Origin of the sequence: Vibrio sp., from assembly GCF_047973365.1 — a bacterium.
GTDB lineage: Bacteria > Pseudomonadota > Gammaproteobacteria > Enterobacterales > Vibrionaceae > Vibrio.
In genome coordinates this window covers 20,786-42,289 of record NZ_JBKEBW010000078.1, presented here as the reverse complement: position 1 = coordinate 42,289, position 21,504 = coordinate 20,786, and the positions used below count along the sequence as shown (strand labels likewise).

The 21,504-nt window shown below is 42.4% G+C and carries 17 protein-coding genes; 3 read left to right on the top strand and 14 right to left on the bottom strand.

Translation table 11 applies throughout. From position 1 onward, the window contains the following. Positions 1-9 precede the first annotated feature (9 nt). From mglA to ACK5MF_RS10110, 14 genes are all read right to left on the bottom strand, one after another. A complete protein-coding gene (mglA, locus tag ACK5MF_RS10175; protein ID WP_416921843.1) occupies positions 10-1,518 on the bottom strand; it encodes a galactose/methyl galactoside ABC transporter ATP-binding protein MglA in 1,509 nt (502 codons plus the stop codon). Positions 1,519-1,657: 139 nt separating this feature from the next. Further along, positions 1,658-2,632 carry a galactose/glucose ABC transporter substrate-binding protein MglB gene (gene mglB / locus ACK5MF_RS10170; RefSeq protein ID WP_416921842.1) on the bottom strand — a complete coding sequence of 325 codons (975 nt, stop codon included), beginning with the start codon at positions 2,630-2,632 and terminating at the stop codon, positions 1,658-1,660. 446 nt (positions 2,633-3,078) lie between these two features. Further along, positions 3,079-5,517 carry an ATP-binding protein gene (locus ACK5MF_RS10165; RefSeq protein WP_416921840.1) on the bottom strand — a complete coding sequence of 813 codons (2,439 nt, stop codon included), beginning with the start codon at positions 5,515-5,517 and terminating at the stop codon, positions 3,079-3,081. A 6-nt stretch (positions 5,518-5,523) separates the two neighbouring features. Continuing rightward, positions 5,524-6,633 (bottom strand): response regulator, encoded by a 1,110-nt coding sequence (locus tag ACK5MF_RS10160; protein WP_416921838.1) that lies wholly within the window; start codon positions 6,631-6,633, stop codon positions 5,524-5,526. A 317-nt stretch (positions 6,634-6,950) separates the two neighbouring features. Then, entirely contained in the window at positions 6,951-7,424 is a 474-nt protein-coding gene (locus ACK5MF_RS10155) for a response regulator (RefSeq protein WP_416921836.1), read from the bottom strand. Continuing rightward, the gene (locus ACK5MF_RS10150) at positions 7,411-8,745 is read right to left on the bottom strand and encodes an ATP-binding protein (RefSeq protein WP_416921834.1); all 1,335 of its coding nucleotides are present in this window, start codon (positions 8,743-8,745) and stop codon (positions 7,411-7,413) included. The genes ACK5MF_RS10155 and ACK5MF_RS10150 overlap by 14 nt, the downstream gene beginning before the upstream one ends. Positions 8,746-8,808: 63 nt before the next feature. After that, positions 8,809-10,227 (bottom strand): SLC13 family permease, encoded by a 1,419-nt coding sequence (locus ACK5MF_RS10145; RefSeq protein ID WP_416922021.1) that lies wholly within the window; start codon positions 10,225-10,227, stop codon positions 8,809-8,811. 264 nt (positions 10,228-10,491) lie between these two features. Beyond that, a complete protein-coding gene (locus ACK5MF_RS10140) occupies positions 10,492-10,965 on the bottom strand; it encodes a DUF2947 domain-containing protein (RefSeq protein WP_416921832.1) in 474 nt (157 codons plus the stop codon). A 1-nt stretch (position 10,966) separates the two neighbouring features. Continuing rightward, positions 10,967-11,545 (bottom strand): GNAT family N-acetyltransferase, encoded by a 579-nt coding sequence (locus tag ACK5MF_RS10135; protein WP_416922020.1) that lies wholly within the window; start codon positions 11,543-11,545, stop codon positions 10,967-10,969. Next, entirely contained in the window at positions 11,545-13,089 is a 1,545-nt protein-coding gene (tyrR, locus tag ACK5MF_RS10130; RefSeq protein ID WP_416921830.1) for a transcriptional regulator TyrR, read from the bottom strand. Before tyrR ends, ACK5MF_RS10135 begins: the two co-directional genes overlap by 1 nt. A 102-nt stretch (positions 13,090-13,191) precedes the next feature. Then, a complete protein-coding gene (locus ACK5MF_RS10125; RefSeq protein ID WP_416921828.1) occupies positions 13,192-14,214 on the bottom strand; it encodes a YcjF family protein in 1,023 nt (340 codons plus the stop codon). Continuing rightward, positions 14,211-15,590, bottom strand: a complete 1,380-nt coding sequence (locus ACK5MF_RS10120; RefSeq protein WP_416921827.1) for a YcjX family protein — start codon at positions 15,588-15,590, stop codon at positions 14,211-14,213. The genes ACK5MF_RS10125 and ACK5MF_RS10120 overlap by 4 nt, the downstream gene beginning before the upstream one ends. A gap of 111 nt (positions 15,591-15,701) precedes the next feature. Further along, positions 15,702-15,887 (bottom strand): hypothetical protein, encoded by a 186-nt coding sequence (locus tag ACK5MF_RS10115; RefSeq protein WP_042487601.1) that lies wholly within the window; start codon positions 15,885-15,887, stop codon positions 15,702-15,704. A gap of 147 nt (positions 15,888-16,034) precedes the next feature. Next, positions 16,035-17,552, bottom strand: a complete 1,518-nt coding sequence (locus tag ACK5MF_RS10110) for a fumarate hydratase (RefSeq protein WP_416921825.1) — start codon at positions 17,550-17,552, stop codon at positions 16,035-16,037. A 193-nt stretch (positions 17,553-17,745) separates the two neighbouring features. Here ACK5MF_RS10110 and pabB point away from each other — a divergent pair, with 193 nt between their 5' ends. The 3 genes from pabB (at position 17,746) to ACK5MF_RS10095 (ending at position 21,422) form a co-directional block, all read left to right on the top strand. Then, entirely contained in the window at positions 17,746-19,119 is a 1,374-nt protein-coding gene (pabB, locus tag ACK5MF_RS10105; RefSeq protein ID WP_416921823.1) for an aminodeoxychorismate synthase component 1, read from the top strand. 87 nt (positions 19,120-19,206) lie between these two features. After that, positions 19,207-19,821: a CoA pyrophosphatase gene (locus ACK5MF_RS10100; protein ID WP_416921821.1), complete on the top strand. Its 615-nt coding sequence runs from the start codon at positions 19,207-19,209 to the stop codon at positions 19,819-19,821. Positions 19,822-20,060: 239 nt separating this feature from the next. Next, on the top strand, positions 20,061-21,422 hold the full coding sequence (locus tag ACK5MF_RS10095; protein ID WP_416921819.1) for an L-serine ammonia-lyase: 1,362 nt from the start codon (positions 20,061-20,063) through the stop codon (positions 21,420-21,422). Positions 21,423-21,504: the final 82 nt, after the last annotated feature.

Sequence of the window (21,504 nt, the reverse complement as noted above, 5' to 3'; positions counted from 1 at the left end):
ATAGTTTCCCTAGAGGTAACGAGAGGCTAGCTCTAATATTTCAGTCTGGGTGGTTTCTTTAGTATTCACGATTCCCGCTGCGCGGCCGTTACTCATTACTAAAATTCGATCGGTAGTACCTAATAACTCTGGCATTTCAGAAGAAATCATAATGATTCCTTTATTTTTCTTCGCGAGTTCCAACATTAGTTGGTAAATTTCATATTTAGCACCCACGTCGATACCACGAGTTGGTTCATCCAACATTAATATTTCCGGCTGAGTTAATAACCAACGACCGATAATAACTTTTTGTTGGTTACCACCTGAAAGTGAACCTATTTGAGTTTGATGCGTTGGTGTTTTCACACTCATCGAATCAATTACCCACTGAGTATCACTCTTCATTTTTTTATTACTTAATAAACCAGATTTCGTTTTATACTCATCAACGTTAACAACTAATGAGTTAAAAGTAATATCAAGGTTACCGTAAATACCAGTTGAACGACGCTCTTCAGTAACGAGAGCAAAACCATTACCAATGGCTTCATGTGCATCGCGGTTTTTCATTTCGCGGCCATGAAGAACAATGTGCCCTTCACTTCTTTCGCGAATACCGAAAATTGTTTCAACGATATCGGTACGACGCGAACCAACAAGACCAGCTATACCTAGAATTTCACCCGCTCTAAGTTCGAATGAAACGTCTTGAATCGAAGGCTGGTTCAACGCTGTGAGATTTTTAACTTCTAAGATGACTTCTTTAGGTACGTTAGTCTTCTCTGGGAAACGGTGAGTTAATTCTCGACCAACCATCATCGCGATGATCTTATCCATATCTAGGCCTTTCAATGGACGTGTATCAACCCATTGACCATCACGTAGAATGGTGATTTCATCACAGATAGCAAATATCTCTTCCATTTTGTGAGAGATATATACCACACCACAGCCTTTATCCTTCAGCTTATTGATAATGGTAAATAAGTGATTAACTTCTTTTTCAGTTAGAGAAGAAGTTGGCTCGTCCATGATCACTATTTTTGCATCGTAAGAGAATGCTTTGGCAATTTCCAACATCTGCATTTGAGAGACAGATAAAGTCGCGACTTTAACTCGTGGATCAATATTAATATCTAGCTCTTCGAAAATCGCTTTTGTATCACGATACATTTTTTCGTGGTCAACAAATAAGCCTTTCTTTGGATAGCGTCCAAGCCAAATATTATCCATTACGGAACATTGTTTAACCTGGTTTAATTCTTGGTGAACCATGGAAACGCCAGATTCCAATGCTTCTTTAGAAGAGGAGAAGTTAATATGCTTTCCTAAGAAAATAATATCGCCTTCATCTTTTTCGTAAATTCCAAATAGACATTTTAATAGCGTCGATTTGCCCGCTCCATTTTCACCCATTAATGCGTGAATAGAGTGAGGTCGAACTCTTAAATTAACTTTATCTAATGCCTTTACACCTGGAAATGATTTACTCACTCCTGTCATTTCTAACAGGAATTCATGTATTTGATCTACCATGGCATCACTTAATTATTTTTAATTTGAAACCAATAAATATCAATTAATAAATATTAATAAATAACCATCAATTAATAGATACTAATTAAGATATTAACGGGTAAATATAGGAGGCTAAACGCCCCCTATATAACGTCTGTTACTCAAGCGTTGATTTATCAACACCTACGTAAGGAACGCGAACAACTTTGTCCTGAATTTCCCACTGAGTACCTTCTGTTGGTGCTTTACCTTCAGCTAGGTTACGTGCTAGTTCGAATGTCGCTTTAGCTTGTGAAGTTGCGTCGTTTAGTACAGTACCAGCCATATCGCCAGACTTAACTAGAGCTAGAGCCTCAGCTAGAGCATCAACACCGAATACTGGGATTTTTTGACCTGCGCCACGTAGTGCTTCGATTGCACCCATTGCCATACCGTCGTTGTTTGCGATAACAACTTCGATTTTGCTACCGTTAGGACCAGATAACCATGCATCCATTTTATCTTTCGCCATTGCGGTATCCCACATGCCAGTATCCATGTGAAGTTCTTCAGTTTTAATGCCGTTCTCGTTGATTTGCTTAACAGAGTAAGTTGTACGAGCTTCCGCATCTGGGTGGCCTGGTTCACCTTTTAGCATTACGTATTGAAGTACGCCATCGCCGTTTTTGTCCCAAGATGAATTAGCTTTCCAGTGTTGTGCAATTAAATCACCTTGGATTACGCCAGACTCTTTAGAGTCAGTACCTACATAGTAAGCTTTATCATAGCTTGCTAGTGCTGCTGCACTTGGTTCTTTGTTGTAGAAAACAATTGGAACATCATCAATTTTCGCTTTGCTGATAATAGAAGGTGCTGCTGCTGGGTCTACAAGGTTGATAGCAAGCGCTTGAACGCCACGAGCTAACATAACGTCAACTTGGTCGTTTTGCATTGATTGGCTGTTTTGAGAGTCGTTCATTAGAAGACGAACATCTTTATCGCCAGAAGCTTCTTTTTCGATAGCTTGGCGAACAACAGACATAAAGTTGTCATCGTATTTGTAGATAGTGAAACCCAAAGTGGTATCAGCAAGAGTTTGTGTTGCGAAACCCATACCAGCAGTAAGCATAGCAAGTGCAGTTAGCTTTCTCATGTAAGTGTCCTATTTGTCTTTATTAATATACGTGTAGGGAAACGTTTACCATTCCAATGAAAACGTTTACCCGTTGAAGTATATTGATTAGCAGAACGAAATATGTGAGCCAGATAGGATTTTGTTAGCGCTAATTTACAATTGTAACTTTTTGTTTAAATTGTTTGAGGTCACATGCAAAAACAAACTTCGTACGTAACATAGTGTAACTACGAGAGCCATTTCTCGTTTTCATGCTTATACAGATCACATTTTTCTGGCGTTTTGTTTATATATAAATTTCAAAATCCATATATAAATAGAATGATTATTGAAGAGTCATTTCGAATGGATATACCGTCTAGGTCTCTGTTATACAGGTAAATGAGCAAAAATAGAACACTAAATTTGTGTTTAAAAACGATTAAACGTTACACAATCGGCTTGAAATGAATCGATACGCCTAACTATTTACATTCCGAGCCTGACAGGCCTAAAGATTGCTCGATCTTATGGGTAACATTCAAAGCGTTGGCATAGTCACAACGTTCAATAAACTCAGCCAATTGAAGGCTGCAATTAGGCGCAACCTTATCGAAGTAAGCTTTATGTTCAGAATAGTAATCTTCAGCGGCTAAATTGCTCTCCTTTAGCAACTGATTAAGATAACTCAATTTTTCAATAACCATATTTGAATCAATGTGTTGTGAAACATCAATTTGGGTTTCTAGAAACATTTTCTGGCGCTGTTCATTGCTGAGTTGCATTGCACTATTATGCTCAACAGTCTCAATATTCGTGTTAACTTGCAACGCGACTTCGAACCAGAATGTACTTCCCTCTCCTTTGCAACTCTCAACGCCAATCTCACCGCCCATTAATTGAGCAATACTGCGAGAAATGGTTAATCCTAAGCCTGTGCCACCATATTTGCGCGTGGTCGAAGCATCTGCTTGTTGAAAGCTTTCGAAGATTGGCAGTTGCTCTTCACTCGTCAAACCAATACCGGTATCGTTTACTTCAATCCGAAGTTTCATTACGTTCGGCAGTGTCGGCCGCATAGTGATGTTGACCGTAATCTCGCCACGACTAGTGAACTTAACCGCATTGCTAACAAAATTAAGCAACACTTGCTTAATTCTAAGCGGGTCGCCAATCAAAGATGGAATGTTTTCTTCTACATTAACGTCAAAGCCTAGTCGCTTTGCCGAGACTTTGGTTTCAAATAGCTCATAGACATCTTGAGCGATGGCGTAAATAGTGAATGGAATCCACTCGATTTGTAGTCGACCGGATTCAATTTTTGATAGATCAAGAACATCATTAATCACCAATAGTAAATGTTCTCCCGATTTTTTAATTCTGGTTAGCGAATCTTTCTGATCACTATTGCTCGTTTTTGCCAACAACATGTCTGAAAGAGCCAGAATAGAGTTCATTGGTGTTCTTATTTCATGACTGATATTAGAGATAAATTGGCTTTTGGCAATGTTAGCCTCTTCAGCTTCAACCTTGGCAGTCTTAAGTTCATTGGTCAGCTTGCCCAACTTGTGACCCATTCGGATCGTGGCATTCGCTGTGTCATCTAACTCTTTTAGATCAAATTTCTCATGGGAAATATCAAAATTTCCTGTACTCATTTTGTAGAACATATTACGAATTTGAGAAAGTGGTGCGGCGATGACTTCACTCATCCGCTTAGAGACCAACCAAGTAAACGCAAGGAACAGAATGTAAAAGCTGATCAAACCGAGAATCATAATGTAGCCAATACTCTGGTACTTATCCTTTAATGCCATCGACTTTTGATACATTTCATTTTCATCAACCACAAACAGAACTTTCCAGTTGGTTTCAGGAATAGTTCCCCAAGAGATCAACTTGTTTTCATTGTTGAGAACCAGCTTAGTCAGGCCTTGATTTTGTCCTTTGAATTGTCGTTGTAATGACGCGGTATCAACTCTCTTAAACAAATTAAAATCTTCAGGCTTGAATACCTCTTGAGTCACCGCGCCTTCATACACATGGTGTCTCAACTCTTTGATATTGAGATCCTTCTCGCCCTTCGGCGGCAAAGCCATAATACTGCCTTCACTGCTGATCAAAATAGCGTATCCATTCCAAGGAACAGTTAAGTTTTGAATGTTGGTTACTATAGTATCAACGGTAATATCTAACCCAATAACACCTTCTAGCTTATCTCCGTTGTATACAGGTGCAATTGCAGAAGCCATCCAACCTTGACCGGCAGGATCAATATAAACATCCGTCCATACCACTTTTCGTTCTGGGTTATATTTGTCTGTCGCCAAATAATAAAAATTGTATTGTGGTATATTCATATCCGCCGGATATTGATCAATAGTTTGAAACCATGGATAAATATGATTGTAAGAATCCCAACTATTAAAATAGACAGCGGCAATAAAAGGGTCACTGCTTTTTATTTGCTTCATTAAAGGATCTAGTTTTGCGAGCTTGAATATTTTATCGACATCTTTTTGTTTGTTTGCGGTATAGGCGGAGTAAAACGATGCCGAACCACCTTTATCTTCTTTAGTATGTAACACACCATTGTCGCTGAAGGCCAAATTCGACATATCAATATTGTCAGCATCGATATCTTCAGCAAGCACTCGTTGTGTTTCATTTCGATAGATTTCGGCCAAGCGAGAAATAGAGTTTATCCGCTCTCGAACGACATCACTTTCCATTGCCGTGGCAAAATCGAGCTCGTTATCGACCTGTGAACGAATATAGCTCATGTTATCAGAACTAATAAAATGGTTACTTATCAAATAAATAGCAACCAATACCAGTTCAACTAAAACCAAAGGTATGATTCCCGTTTTTACCATAGAACGCCATACCCAAGATTGGACACTTATTTGATTATCTTTCGTCATAACAAATCACACATAGCGCAAAGCAATAGCATTGAACTCATCAGACACTTCTAGGAAAGCGTCAATAATATTGGGGTCAAAGTGAGAACCTTTCCCTTTTGTTATCACGGTCATCGCCTCTGCATGAGTAAACGGAGGCTTATAAATCCGCTTACTAATTAGCGCATCGTAAACATCCACAACGGCCATTAGCCGCGCAGAAAGAGGAATATTATCACCCGCTAATTGTTGTGGATAACCTGAACCATCCCATTTCTCATGGTGGGAATGTGCAATTTCTTTCGCAACACGTAAAAAACTCATCGGCTTACCATTGATCTCTTCCGCTTTATTAATCGCTTCGAAACCAATAGTTGTATGAGTTTTCATTATTTCAAACTCTTCTACGGTCAGCTTGCCTCTTTTAAGCAAAATATGGTCTGGAATACCAATTTTACCTATATCATGTAACGGCGCTGACTTGTAAAGTAAGTTGATGGTATTACTATCTAGTTGATTTGTATAAAGCGGATTTAAACTCAGACGTTCAGCAAGCAACTTGATATAGAGTTGCGTACGTCGAATATGATTGCCTGTTTCGTTATCACGAGTTTCAGCAAGCGACACCATAGCATTGAAAGCAACATCCTGAATTGCATGTAGTTCTTCAATTTGCTTAATGCTTTCCTGTGCTCTTCTTTGTACTTCTTTTTCTAAAGACTCGTTTTCTCCTTTGAGCAGATCGACTGCCATTTTCAACGATACATGAGTATTGACGCGAGCTTTGACGATTTCAGGAACAATCGGCTTAGTGATGTAATCAACCGCGCCGAGTTCAAGCCCTTTTCTTTCATCCACACTTTCAGTTTTGGCGGTTAAAAAAATAACCGGAATATCTTTAGTTAAAGGGTTATCCTTCAAACGCTCACAGACTTCAAAGCCATCCATATTAGGCATCATGACATCAAGTAGGATGAGATCGGGGCTATCATTTAACGCAATAGCTATACCTTTATCTCCGCTGTTAGCACCTTTAACTTTGTAGTCATCTTTCAATAACTTATACATTAAGCTAAGGTTTTCAGGGATATCGTCTATTACAAGCAATGTCGGAGTGTACGACGAAGAATGGTACATCTCTATTCCTTATCTTATTGATTATAAATCATATTGCCGCTCGACGAACTGAATTTATTTTTATTCTGATAATCAATATTAACAAGCAATCTTTTAAATTAGAGACTACTTATTCATGATATATATCTTTTCTTTTGTTAAGACGCTGTGACAGAAATCAGATTATTTAAACCAACAAAACAAAGAACTCGCTGTCGTTCATTAGAAACCGATGCTAATGAAGATATCACTGTAGAACAGACGATGGTCAAACGTTGTTGACCATCGTACAGTTGAAAAACCTATATACCCTTCCTACTTGAAGCTACAGCACTTGATTAGTGAAGACGACCTAACAGAACTTTCTGATCCAATTCATTTTGCCATTGTGAATAGTCGAGTCCACTTTCGAAGATATATTCCGTCACTAACGTTCGCACACACTCTATTAGCTCACTCGTACCCCAAGGTTTTTCCAAATAGCGATTAATGCCGGCACTATTAATTGCGTTAATCGTATCGGAATGGGTTGCCTGCCCGGTGAGCAACACTTTCTTGGTATAAGTAAAGCGTGGGTCCGCGCTAATTTCGGTAAGGAATTCAACGCCTGTTTTTTCAGGCATAACATGGTCTGAAATCACCAGAGCAATGTATTCTCCGTTAGAATCCAATTCATCCATAAGATCCAGTGCTTCTGAGGCTGACTCGCAGTCTTCAATATTTAACCACAAGCAAAGAGGCTCAAGATCTTGCAACACCGCGCTTAGTACTTCTCTCTGGTCATCCACGCATATGATATTAAGTTTCTCCATGGTCATCCTCTACTGGTAATTTTATTCTGAAAATGGTCGCACTTTGGTCGCTCTTCACTGCAACACTGCCACCATAACCTGACACAATTCGCTTCACTATCGACAAACCCAACCCTAATCCAAACGACAAGCCATCTTTTTTGGTGGTAAAGCTAGGCTGGAAAATTTTTCTTCTAGTCACTTCATCTATCTCCGGACCGCTATTGGTCACAGTCACGAGCAGACGATGTTTACTAAATTTAGTTTGAATATCTAATTTCGGCTCCGAGGTCGCCATCATTGCGTCACACGCATTTTTAATGATATTAACCCATACTTGCACCCATTTCGTTTGTGAACCTTTTAACATGGGTAACTTGCCGGGTCTCATGCGTACCGAAACTCGACGTAAATCGCTTTGCAAAAGGGTGAGTGCGCGATTGATGGTGTCGTTAACATCTAACACCTCATCCATATTAACTTCGCTTCTCGCAAGCTGTTTTACCGATTTCACAATACCGACCGTATGGTTTGCGGCGATACGTAAATCATGCAGGTCACGCCCCATTTGCCAGTAGCGAATGGCGAGATGTGGTTTGTCCAACCAATGTAAAGAGAGCTGATCTTCTGGCACTGCCCTAGCCAGTTCTCTGGCCACATTCTTAGGTAACTGATATTTTTGTTCTAAAACAATGCCTCGTCGCCTTGCTTCGCTCGAAGAAACTTTTTGTCCATGCATCAATCCATAATCAAAAAACTGACTCGCCTCAGGGTGGACCTCTTCGAGCAATTCCATAAACAAGCTTTCTAAACGCTCACTCTTACTACTCACGACTCCGATTGCGTTATTCAGTTCATGAGAGATACCCGCTGCGAGTTGGGCCAGTGTTGTCATTTGTTCTGCTGTATGCAGTTTTTCTAAAGCTTTTTCTTTAGCCACAGCCTCCTGATGAGCGCGTCGTTGGCGTCGATTCAGTTCAGACACAATGACGGGCATAAACTGGGTACTAAGAGGACCGTACTTTTCTTGTTCCACAGCATCACAATATCTATCAATCCAACTCAGAGTGACATCCGTTTGAGCAATAACTGTAGATGAAGCCGTCCAGGTTCCAGAAAAAAAACTATGAACACCAATAAACGCCCCTTTTGACGCCGAGAACACTTTGACATGGCGACCTTCATACTCTTCAAAATCTCCGGCCAAATCGCCAGAATGCACATAATAAAGTCTGTCGTTGTAGCCATCTTGCTGAAGGGCTTTGCTACCCGCAGGCAATGTTACGGTTCGGTCACCTTCTCTGAAATAACGCTCAACCAGTGTCCGTTCTTGCTCATTCATACCATTGCTCGTTCATATCATCGTTCGTTCATATCATCGCTTGTTCATACCGATGCTCGTCAACTAGCCAATGAACCCAACCATATGAAGTGCTGCGACCATCACAAAACTCAACAGCACACCAACCAACCCCAGCACAACACCAACTTTCGCCATCTGATTACTTTGCACATACCCTGTAGCGTGAGCCAACGCATTCGGCGGCGTACTGATTGGAAGAGACATCCCCAAAGATGCCGCAAAAGTAACAACTAAAATCAGGGTCACTTCCCCACCAAGCGCATTGAGCGAAGTCATTGAAGCACCTAGAGCCGCCATTATCGGCATAAGTAGGTTCGCGGTGGCGGTATGAGACATAAAGTTCGCCATCAACAGGCATAAGAATGCTGCACCAAACAGTACAACATAAGGAGAAAACTCACCAAACGGGATGCTATGAACAACCAGCTCCGCTAACCCTGTCTTATCCAGAGCGAGTCCCAGAGCAATACCACCAGACACCAACCACAGCACATCCCAGGATATCTTTTTCAAATCTTCTTTATTGATGATACCAGTAACGGAAAACACAGCGACCGGGATCAGAGCCACGGTATAAGAGTTCATACCATGCAGATCGCCAACCAACCAAAGTAGTATCGTAGTAGCAAAAGTGACATACACGACTAACGCTTTCGGTGTTTTAAGGAATTTTCCTTTGATCGTGAGTTCAATTTTTTGTTGATCTGCTTTGTACAAGAAGCAAATCAAAAACCATGACAGCGCCATCATTACAACCACAAACGGAACACCAAATACCATCCACTCACCAAAGGTGATCAGGTTGTCCCCTACGAGATATTTAAGTGCGATAGCATTGGGTGGTGTTCCAATTGGTGTACCGATACCGCCAATATTAGCCGCCACAGGAATGCATAAAGCAAACGCTATTCGCCCCGGGTCTTTCGGGCCGAAAACGGCAATGACAGGTGCCAAAATCGACAACATCATTGCCGTAGTGGCAGTGTTTGACATAAACATCGAAAATACACCAGTAATCAGCATTAAACCTAACATGACGTATTTGGGATTCTGGCCAAAAGGCTTGAGCAGTACTCGAGCTAAGTTAACATCCAAACGATACTTAGTTGCTGCCATCGCTAAGAAAAATCCACCTAAGAACAGCATGATAATTGGGCTTGCGAACGTTGCCATGATGTCGCTGTATTTAAGCAAATGCCCAAACTCGGGTTGCGATTCATTTAAACGAAACAATATCAGTCCTTTATCGGAAAGCATTAGCAATTCGAGAACAATGATGACGACCGATGTCGCGTAGATTGGAATTGGCTCAAATACCCAAAGCAAAGCTGCCAGTAAAAAAATCGCTATAACGCGTTGCTGAATCAATGTTAGCCCATCAAATGGGAACGCTGACAACGGCAGAATTAAGATGAGTAAAGGAATTGCAATTGGAATAATGAATTTTAAGTAAGGGCGCATCATGAACACTCTTCCTAGCAGCAGGTTAATCCAATTTCAAACACTAGAGTTTGGACTCCAGAATTCAAATCAATGGCTACATTATGGAAGAGCAAAAACAAAAAATTAGGCTTGAGATCAACGATCCGACATTCCTTGAAAATAACATGTCAAAAATGAGGGCTTAGACACACTAGAGGCTAATTGCGTACAGATAATCCAAAGGAGAAAAAGATAAATCCGACCACAGTTGATAAGCCGGATTTATGATTGATTAATTAAAAATTACTCATGCATGCCGAGTTTTACTTTGCCATTGGTTTTAAACCACAGAGCCTCTTTACGGCGACGACCAAGGAGAATTGGTCCGTCATCATAAAATAAAAAATTCTTCCAATGACGTTTAAACACAGACCATTTAGTTTCTATCACGTTGTATTTTTCGTAACAGAAATAGACAGTAACATCATCCTGCCAGTCTATGTGTTCTAGTACTGCTTGTGGTAACGATTGATCATCGCTCTCCCATTCTGCCATCCAGTCGATTTCATTACACCAACTACCTGCTTTGCTCGGCCAGTCTTGAGAGCTGAAACGCTCTGCATCTGGGCTCTGCGAGCTTAAGTTTTCTTTCCAATACTGAGCAGCACGAGTTTGCGACATTGGTTTTATTTGCACCAAGTCCTCTTCTGCAACGGGCATAGATTGATGGGTAAAAATCCATTTTCTTTGGTAATGTTCCAAAGGAATATACGACATTTTATTCTTCTTTCCAAAATGAGTTTATAAGCGACATTAGGTTATGGTCTTCCCATTTTCCGTCTATCAGAATGTAATCTTTGGCATGACCTTCATGCAAGAAACCCACTCGCTCTAATACACTTTCGCTGCGTTTATTGCGTGGAATATAAGCAGCCATAATTCGATGCATATTTTGAACAGTAAACATGTAATCGCATGCTATCTGTAATGCACGGGTCATAATTCCCTTTCCTTGTGCGCTATAAGCCAAGGAATAACCAACATTACAAGTATGAATCGGAAAACGGTTTATGTTACTAAAGGAAATCGTACCGAGCATTTTATCCGACTCAGTATCAATAATGAGTAAGTAAAAACCCAAACTCAACTTGTGTACTTCTGAAAGTTTCAGCAATCTTTGCTGCCAGCCTTCAGTAGTAAAAAAAGCCTCTTCGCGTGCGGGATCCCACGGTTTTAAGTGATCTCGATTTTCTCTGAAGTATTGGACAATGCGCTCAGCATCACTGAACTGAGCGGTAACCAATAATATATCACCATCGTTTTCATAAACTGACGATAGTGTGCTGTTTGATTCAATCAACGTTTTTTAATTCCATAATCTCGGAGCTTATTGGCGACCGATGTGTGTGATACGTCTAAGCGCTTCGCTAATTTGCGGCTAGAAGGGAAAGACTGATACAAACGGTCAAGCACCTGCGCCTCATACTCTTTCATTATGTCATCCAACGAGCCATCAAGATTGATATTAGTAGCACCAGTATTGCTGGTTTCTAACTGTGGCAGATGGAACAGATCCACTGTTAGCACATCGCCTTGTAGTTCCGTTAGTGCACGTAACACCATGTTATCAAGTTGACGCATGTTACCCGGCCAGTGGTACACCGAGAGCTGATCAATCAACTCTTCTTCAAGTTTGGGTTTCACCATAGCCAACTTGGCTGAGTGTTTAGCGACAAACAGTTCCAATAATGCTTGAACATCACTAGGACGCTCACGCAGTGGTGGAATGCTCAGAGTGAGTACGTTTAAACGATAGAAGAGATCTTCACGGAATTTGCCCGATTCAGCAAGATCAGACAATTTGTAACGAGTCGATGCAATAACACGGACATCAACATGAATTTCATGTTCTTCACCCACTCGGCGGAAGGTTCCGTCCTGCAAGAAACGTAGTAGTTTGATTTGCAAATGTGGGCTCATTTCACCGATTTCATCAAGCAATACGGTACCGCCATTAGCTTGCTCGAAAATACCTTTATGCCCCTGTTGGTGGTTAAAGGAACCGGGAGCGTGACCAAACAACTCGGTTTCAGCAACATCATCAGGCATTGAAGCACAGCTCAGCACCAAAAACGGATTATCAGCGCGGTCAGAGCGATTGTGGCATGCACGAGCCAACATTTCTTTACCTGTACCGGTATCACCTTCTATTAGCAGTGGCTGGTCGAGCATCGCAAGTTTCTTTGCTTGTGTAATAAGCGTTTTATGCCTATTGGATACACCAACAAAATGTTCAAAACCCAAGTTATTGTGCAAAGAGAGCTGAGTTTCCGTCGCAACACCGATGACACGTGGACGAATGATCATCATTGCACTGGCAAAGGTCGACTCTTTGGATTCACCGGTGATATACACAGGCATCATTTCCATTACGTAGTCCAAGCCATCGAGAACGATCTCTTTACGTAAACGAGACTTGCTCCCTTCAATCCAACGTTGGAAATTGAAACTGGGTAATAGTGTCGAAATGTGTACACCATTTACATCTTCACTCTCTTTATTAAACAGAGACAAAGCCGAATGGTTCGCCATATCCACCGAACCTTTTAGATCAATAGATAAAACAGCATCAGGAAGGTTGTTCAGTAAGGATATAAGCTCCGTGTTGTGCCTTTCCATCGGCATGAACTGAATTCTGCGCACATCTTTAACACCAGAAATTCTGCGAATTTCAGCCATCAACTCACTGAACGTTTCAAAATCAATGTCTGGGCAGTTTAAGTAAATGATTCCGGAAATGTCGATTTCGATACCACGTAAATCGATATTTTTACAAGCGAGTATGTCGAGTAATTCTCGAGTCAAACCAAGTCTGTCTTCGCAAAATACTTCAAGGCGCACTGAATAATTTCCCAATAAGAAAGTGTCACGAAAAGTTGACAGTAGTTTCTATCAAGGTCTCGAATGCGTCAAGCAATCTGTTCATTTACAGTATGCTTTCGCCTATTTCACGGTCAGCGCAGTGACTTTCGTAACAATTTGCTTACGTATCGCGCTTAATTTTACAGTACGATCTTTATGCCATGGTAAGGGGCGTAACAAAGCCATCGCTTTTAAACCCAAACGAGCGGTTAAAATACCCACACCAATCCCTTGCCCTGCACGTGCCGAGACTTTACCCGCCAAATCCATAGACAGCAGATCCATACTAGCGTCGATCACTAACTCACTTGCACCGGCAACGGCCAAATTAACCAGAACAGATTTAAACAGTTTCAAGCGGGACCAGTATCCAAGCTCCACACCGTAAAGCTGAGCAAGCCGATCAATCATAGTGAAGTTACGCCATGCCACCAGCAACATGTCGGCAATAGCCAATGGGCTGATTGCCACTAACGCTGCCGCTTCGGTTGAGAACTTAGACACAAGCTGAGCGGCTTTTTTATCTTGTTCACATACCACCATGGCGTCATACATATCGATAATTTCTGCATCACTGTGACTATCACTAACGCTGTTTTTCCAACGTTCATAGGCAGGCGACGTAGGCATCTCCCCGCCCTGTTTTGCCAACGACTCGCAAAACGCTTTACCCTGACCCACGACGTCTTTGGTCATTAACGCTTCCGCTTTTTCCTGAGTTGAAAAATGATTTCTCAACTTGCGGAGCTTCCAGAGCTCTCGAGCTATCGCTCCAAGCCCTAGCGATGCGAGCGTAGCGATAAATGCCGTCCAACCAAGGCTTAACCAATCTGACGTTTGAATAGCCTGAATCACAGCGTCTAACGCTTGCCATGTAACAAGACCACCAAAGCCTACTAATAAGCCTGAAGCCAACCAGCGCCGACCACGTTTAGGTCGGATAATTTGTTCTAGTTGCGTTTCAATATTGCTTTCTTCAATCTCAGCGACCGAAGGGACGAACTTCTCTTGTTCGGAAAACTGTTTTTGCGCAGTAAGTTCGACTTTGTCATTTTCTTTGTCTAACGACTGAGTGAAGATTTGTTTGGCTTTTAAATCGCTCATTGCAGCTTATCTCCAATCAAAGTATCTAACGCTTTGTCTACGCGAATATGCTGGCAAGGCTCGTCATGATTCATGCTCGCAGGTCGGAACGAAGTGAAATCGAAACAGCTCTTTTGCCAAAAATCAGGATTTGGCAATTTGTTAGGCACTTCTCCCGGATACAAGGTGAGCGACTCTCCCGTTTCACTCATGCCCTGAATAGCCGGAACTCTGCCTTCACTGCTATCAATATGACCTGACTTGGTCGCGCGAACCGATGCCATACTAATGCAGCTCATCTCAATGTTCTCATAAGCGGCTGATTGCCACGCAGGATGAATCATCTGCTGAAGCAGTGAGACCAAATGTCCATATTGATCAGGCGTTATATGATCCGCTTTAGTGGCGGCAAATAGAACTTTGTCGATGTTAGGCGAAAAAATACGCTTTAAGAGACCATTTCTGCCATATCGAAAGCTATGCATAATTTGCTCAAGCGCGCTGCGCATATCCATAAAGGATTCATGCCCAGCATTGAGAGGTGAGAGACAATCAACCAAGACGATTTGACGGTCAAAAGTAGAAAAATGGTGCTTGTAGAAAGCTTTGACCACTTTATTCTGATATTCCTCATAACGTCTTTTCAGCAGCGCTAATACACTGTGCTTGTCTGCTTTCGTTTCGCCATCAAGATTTCGACATGGGAAAAATTGCAGAACTGGCGCGCCTTCCAATTCCCCAGGTAATACAAATCGCCCAGGCTGAACCCAATGCAGACCAGCCGCATTACATTTATGGAGATAGTCCGTATAAAGAGCAGCAATATGAGCCAATGTTTTCTCATTCGCCTCAGCGGCGAGATCAATGTTATCAAGTTCTTCTAACCAAGGTTTCGCCAATTCAGCTCGAATGCCGTGCATCGCATTAAATTGTTGTGCAGACCAAGTAGCAAAGTCGAGCTCAAGCATTGGCAAATCTAACAACCACTCGCCTGGATAATCAATAATATCCAGATACAGAGTTGAAGTGCTACTTATTAGCTTTTTAGTACGCTTTTTGCTTTTGTACTTGATGGCGAGCCGAATCTCGCTGACATCGCGAGTCGGTATTGGCCACTCTGGTGGCGAGGATTGCAATTGAGCCATCGCTTCGTCATAAGCAAAACGTGGCACCATCAGGTTGGTTTGCGGAACTCGTTTAGCACCGATGATTCTTTTGTCACGTGCAGCAGCAAACAAAGGCAAGTTGTCATGGGTGGAGGTATGAAGCAGTTGATTCACCAAAGACGTAATAAATGCTGTTTTCCCTGCACGAGAAAGCCCCGTCACGGCTAATCTCACATGGGCATCTAAACCACGATTAATTAAGTCATTCACTTCTTGGCGAATTCGTTTCATGTACAGTCTCCCAGAAATTCTTTAACCCATAATGACGTTGCTAATCTTAATACGAGATGAATAAAAAAGCCCCTGAATAAAATCAGAGGCTTACTACAAGTTTTACTAAAACTAGTCTTCTTCAATCAGTTTGTAGATAACAAACAGTGCGATTTCCAACATCACAAACAGTACACAGGTGATGGTGACATACTTATCATCAAAGATGCTGATCCCATGAAGGATAAGGTCGTAGCCAACAAATGCACCGATAACCACGGCTATGAGAATTTGAAGAATTTTTATAAAGCGAGGCATGATGCTCTCCTTACGTTTCAATAAGTTAGATATTATTCAATTATTATATAGACAAAAAGTGCCGCTTTCGCCGCACTTTTTGTGATTTATTGGTCAATCTTACTTTTGTGAAGAATGACTTGGGTGGAGAGTTACTTGAATGAAAAATTACTTGGCAGCTTCTGCTATTTTTACGCGCCAGGTATCAGGCCCCATTTGGTGAGCATTCGCACCAGTTGAATCGACGGCAACCGTCACTGGCATGTCTTCAACTTCAAACTCGTAAATCGCTTCCATACCTAAGTCTTCGAACGCCACTACACGCGCCTTCTTGATTGCTTTAGCAACAAGATACGCTGCACCACCCACCGCCATGAGATACACAGCTTTGTGTTTCTTAATTGACTCAACCGTTGCTGCGCCACGTTCCGCTTTACCGATCATGCCCATAATGCCCACCTCTTCTAGCATCATGTCGGTAAACTTATCCATACGTGTCGATGTCGTAGGGCCTGCAGGGCCAACCGCTTCATCGCCAACCGCATCAACAGGACCTACGTAGTAGATAAACTTATCTTTCAGATCAACACCTTCAGGGAGCTTTTCACCATTTTGCAACATGGTTTGGATGCGTTTATGCGCTGCATCACGCCCCGTCAGGATCTTACCTGAAAGCAGTACCGTTTCACCGGTTTTCCAAGACTGAACCTCTTCCGCTGTCACTGTATCTAAGTTAACTCGGCGAGTATTCGAACCCGCTTCCCAGGTAATTTGTGGCCAATCTTCCAGTTTCGGTGGCGTAAGTTCTGCTGGACCTGAACCATCAAGAGTGAAGTGAACGTGACGAGTTGCGGCACAGTTTGGAATCAAACAAACAGGTTTAGAAGCTGCGTGCGTTGGGGCTGTTTTGATTTTAACGTCAACCACGGTTGTTAAACCGCCCAGACCTTGCGCACCAATACCCAATCGGTTTACCCGGTTGAAGATATCAATGCGAAGCTCTTCTTCCGCATTTTGCGGACCACGAGCAATCAGCTCTTGGATATCGATGTGTTCCATCAACGATTCTTTGGCCAGAACTGCTGCTTTTTCAGCCGTACCGCCGATACCTATACCCAACATACCTGGTGGACACCAACCTGCACCCATGGTCGGTAAAGTTTTTTCTACCCACTCCGCAATATCGTCAGACGGGTTTAGCATTACCATCTTCGTTTTGTTTTCACTACCGCCGCCCTTAGCCGCGATTTGAATTTCAACGTTGCTACCCGGAACCATATTGATATGCACAACGGCTGGCGTGTTGTCTTTGGTGTTAATACGTTTGCCAGCAGGATCCATCAGTACTGACGCACGTAATGGGTTGTCAGGATTGGTATATGCCTGACGAACACCTTCGTCCACCATCTGTTGAACTGTCATATCAGTAGAGTCCCACTGAACTGCCATACCGATATTCACAAAACAGGTAACGATACCTGTGTCTTGACAGATAGGACGATGCCCTTCAGCCGACATGCGAGAGTTGATCAAGATTTGTGCGATAGCGTCTTTAGCCGCTTGGCTCTCTTCTTTGTTGTAGGCTTCTTCCAGGGCTTTGACAAAATCTAATGGGTGATAGTAGGAAATGTATTGCAGCGCATCAGCTACACTACTGATTACGTCTTGTTGTCGAATTACCGTCATTGCGTGCCTCTTTTATTGTTATGCTTCCTTGAGCTTTTAAAGAGCTTACCTTCAAATCAGAAAATTGCATGGAATTGGTGAGCTCATCAAGTGGCTTTATGATACTCTTGCTTTTCTCAACGCGCCATTCGATGAACAGTCTCTTTGTCACAATTTACTAAAATGACAACTTACTAAAATGACCATTTATTAAATGAATAACAACCAACAAAAAAGCATTCAGTCAAAAGCACTTAGCTATCACTCGGATATTGCAAATCAGTTATTTTCTATGGTGGAAAACCAACCTTGGGCGATGCTATTACGTTCAGCTTCACAGACTCATAGTGACAGTCGCTATGACATATTGGTGGCGAGCCCAATAGTCACTCTGACCACTTTTGGTGATGAAACCATGGTCAGCGAGCCTTCAGGTGTCACTTGCTCGTTAGAAGATCCCTTTTCATTGCTTGCTAAACTGCAAACACAATACCTTCCAGATCAAAGCTATAGTGAATCGCTACCATTTGTTGGCGGTGCTGTCGGCTATTTTTCTTACGATTTAGGACGTCGCGTCGAGAAACTTCCCGTTATTGCTGAGAACGATATCAAGATGCCGGATATGGCCGTCGGTCTTTATCAATGGGCAATTGTAGTGGATCACCATAACAAAACGGCTCGATGGGTTGGTATTAATTTAGAACAGGCCGAACAATGGTTGGAATTACAGAGTAAACGAACTCAGGACAAGCAAGAATTTGCCTTAACTACAGCCTGGCAGTCCAACATGACTCAGGAAAGTTACGCGAGTAAGTTCGCTCAGGTTCAGGAGTATTTAACATCGGGTGATTGCTATCAAATCAATCTGGCGCAACGTTTTGCAGCACAATATCAGGGATCGGAGTGGCGTGCTTATCAAAAGTTAGAACGCTATAACCAAACGCCATTTTCAGCCTTCATCCGTACCGAGGAAGGCGCAATTCTCAGTGTTTCACCAGAGCGTTTCTTGCGGCTAAATGGAACTGAGATAGAAACAAAGCCAATCAAGGGCACGCGTCCAAGAAGTGAAGATAAGAAACTAGATGAAGCTTATGCTGTTGAATTGGCGAATGCGGAGAAGGATCAGGCAGAAAACCTGATGATAGTGGATTTGCTGCGTAACGATATCGGTCGTGTTGCCGCTCCTGGCTCTGTTCATGTGCCTAAACTGTTTGATATCGAAAGTTTTCCCGCGGTGCATCACCTTGTCAGTACCATTCGCGCACAATTAGACAGCCAATATTCTGCCTGCGACTTACTCAAAGCGGGGTTTCCCGGTGGTTCGATTACTGGCGCGCCTAAAGTACGTGCGATGGAAATCATTGAAAAGCTCGAACCGCACCGTCGCAGCGCTTACTGTGGCTCCATTGGTTATATCAGCCGCCATGGTCAAATGGACACCAGTATCACTATTCGTACACTGGTCGCACATCAAAACAAAATCTATGCTTGGGCTGGCGGCGGCGTTGTGGCAGATAGTCAATGCCAAGCAGAATTTCAGGAAACATTAGACAAACTGAGCAGAATTTTGCCTATATTAGAAAGATAAGATGAACAGCAGATAAGTAGCTTCGTCACGCAAATACTTATCTGGTTACCTTTACTAATGTCATAGAAATAAAACTATTGGGCCAGTATGAAAGTAACAACACCGCTCACTAAAACGGAGCTAATACAACGATTCCAACTTCACCAACCCGTTGATTATCATTTTGAATCAACGCGTCGTTTTGACAAGATCCCGAAAGATTCGCTACGTAAGGCTTCAGTATTAATTGGCTTTGTTCAACGAGAGCATGGGCTAAATATTGTTTTAACCAAACGCGCAGAACATCTTAAACATCATCCCGGTCAAATCAGTTTTCCGGGTGGCAAATACGAAGAAGACGATCAAACTTTATATCAAACTGCGGTCCGAGAAGCAGAAGAAGAAATCGGCATTGCCGCTGCCGATATTGAGACTTTTGGACAACTGCCTGAAATCATCACTATCAGTAAGTTTTCAGTGACGCCTATTATGGCTTTTATCAATCCGGACTATCAGGCAAAAATTGATCCGAATGAAGTTGAAGAAGTATTCGAAGTTCCCGCCGAGCACTTGCTCGACAAAAACAAACTCTATACCGGCGTTTTCCTAGTCAAAAGCCAACCACATAGAATATTTGCCATCCCCTACCAGCGGCATTTTATTTGGGGTATGACGGCACAAATTATTCAAGCGTTACAACGACATATTTTTCATTGGCATTAACAACATTACTATACTTAGTGTTTTATATTTAGCTATTCATATAAATACACAAAATAATCTAATATTTTAGTTCTACAAGCACAACTATCTGTGGTTTTAAAACGATTACTTAGGTAATCTACGCCCTCTCAACGCGGGTGATTGATTAATCAATAGTGCCTCGATGGTGGAAGACAAAACATAACAATTATAAATGAGCCTCTACTATAATTTAGAGACTCACTTTTGAGGTAATCACTATGATTAGTGTGTTTGATATCTATAAAATTGGCATCGGTCCTTCGAGCTCACATACAGTTGGACCAATGAAAGCCGGTAAACAATTTATTGATGACTTAAGCGCAATGGATAAGCTGCAAGAGATCACTAAAATTACCGTTGACGTTTATGGATCATTATCGCTGACAGGGAAAGGTCACCATACAGATATTGCTATCATCATGGGTCTTGCGGGTAATACCCCTGAGCATGTTGATATCGACAGTATTCCTGGTTTTATTGCCAACGTTCAGCAAACTGAACGACTTCCTGTTGGTATGCACAATCATACTGTTGCTTTTCCACGTGAAGACGGAATGGTATTCCATAAAAGCTTTTTGTCATTACACGAGAACGGCATGTCAATTCATGCATGGATCGGTGATGATGTTGCTTACAGCAAAACCTACTACTCTATCGGTGGTGGCTTCATCGTCGATGAAGAACATTTCGGTCAGAAAGAGCCAGCTAAAGTTGCGGTGCCTTATCCGTTTAACACAGCTGAAGAGATGGTTAACCAGTGTAAAGAGAGCGGGCTTTCCATCAGCACACTGGTTATGGAAAACGAAAAAGCGCTTCACTCGGATGTTGAAGTTAAAGAGTACTTCGCGAATGTCTGGCGCACCATGCAAGAGTGTATGGAGCGAGGCATGAATACCGAAGGTATTCTTCCTGGCCCACTACGTGTACCTCGTCGCGCGGCAGCACTCCGCCAACAGTTGCTAACATCGGAAAAAATTACCAACGATCCGATGGCGGTTGTCGACTGGGTAAACATGTACGCATTCGCCGTGAATGAAGAAAATGCCGCAGGTGGACGTGTGGTTACCGCACCGACTAACGGCGCATGTGGCATCATCCCTGCGGTACTTGCTTACTATGACAAGTTCATCCAAACGGTCACGGAAAAAGATTACACTCGTTATTTCGCAGCATCTGGTGCGATCGGCGGTTTGTACAAACAAAACGCTTCTATCTCTGGCGCTGAAGTTGGTTGCCAGGGTGAAGTAGGCGTCGCTTGTTCAATGGCTGCTGGTGGTCTAGCGGCTCTGTTGGGTGGCAGTCCAGAACAAGTGTGCATGGCAGCGGAAATTGCTATGGAACACAACTTAGGTCTGACATGTGACCCGGTTGCAGGTCAAGTGCAAGTACCCTGTATTGAACGTAACGGTATTGCCGCGGTTAAAGCGATCAACTCCACTCGCATGGCTATGCGCCGCTCTTCGGCTCCACGAGTTTCTCTCGATAAAGTAATTGAGACCATGCTCGAAACAGGTAAAGACATGAACGCAAAATACCGTGAAACTTCACAAGGCGGCTTAGCGGTGAAAGTTATCTGCTGATCGTTCATTTTGCTAATAAAATGCTAGAGCCTGATGATCCATCAGGCTTTTTTTTGCCTTATTGACTTAACTTTACTTAGTT